At 59.0% G+C, this 1,073-nt stretch carries 1 protein-coding gene; it reads right to left on the reverse strand.

The annotated features are described in order from the left end of the window. Positions 1 to 1,073: efflux RND transporter periplasmic adaptor subunit (locus Q1K23_RS09055; protein WP_300363992.1), on the reverse strand; the 1,073-nt coding region annotated here is incomplete at both ends.

The following is a 1,073-nucleotide window of genomic DNA, read 5'->3' on the forward strand; positions in this document are numbered from 1 at the left end:
TTTTTGTGCGGGTCGGGGACGAGGATCCTGCTGTGGGCATCGATCCCTTCGACGGCCACTCTCTCACCGCTGCGTCCCAGCACTTTCAGAGGCTTGAAAAAGGCTTCACCGTTTTCGTAGAGCCATACCCCGCCGTGGACCATCACCCGGGCCGGTATCGTCAGGACGCCGGAGAGTTTTCCCGTGACGATGCGGACCTCGGCCTGCTCGTTGATGAAAAAGGGTTTCGGCAGCTCGTCGAAGGCCACATCCACGATTCGCTCTTCGGTGACCGGGTCGCTTTCGGCCTCGATCCGCACGACTTCGCCATCCAGGGGCGCGCCCTCTTTCGACCGCAGGACGATGGCGGCTTTCTGTCCTGTTTTTATATCACCGCTGATCCGTTCGTCGATGTTGGCTTTCACCCATATTTCATCGGCTTTGACGACCGTAATGACGGGCTGTTGGGGCGCGATGGTCTGACCGGCGCGCGCCTCTTTGCTCACGACATATCCGTCGACGGGCGAGAGGACCGTGAGTCTGCCGATCCTCTCTTCGATCGCCTCCAGGTTTTTCAGGGCTCTTCGCTTTTCCGCGCCGGCCGAGGCGATTCTGGCTTTGGCGGCCTCGATGGCGGCCTCGAGGGAGTGTAGATCGGTCCGCGCCTTGTCGTATTCCGCCTGGGCCGCATACCCTTTGCGGTAGAGTCTCTCGTAGCGCACGAAGGTCAGGTGCGCCAGTTCACGCTGGGCTTTCAGACTTTCGAGCTCCTTTTCGGAGGCGATCTTTTCCAATCCCGCTTTTTCCACCAGCGCCCGGGCCTGGGCTTTCTGCTGTCGCAGATCCACGGGATCGATTTCGGCGACGATCTCTCCTTTTTTCACCCACTCTCCCTGATCTTTCTTCACGTTCAGCAGTTTTCCCCCGAAATTCGACGAAACGGGGTAGAAGTTTTTCGCGCTGACGGTACCGATGCCGAAAACCGTCAGCTTCAGATCCCCTTTTTCGGGCGTGACATAGCCGTAGGTCGCTTTGGGAATGTAGACTTTCTGGTAAAAAAGCCAGGCTCCCGCCGCGACCAGCGCGAGGATGAC

Source organism: Hydrogenimonas sp., from assembly GCF_029933015.1.
Lineage (GTDB): Bacteria > Campylobacterota > Campylobacteria > Campylobacterales > Hydrogenimonadaceae > Hydrogenimonas.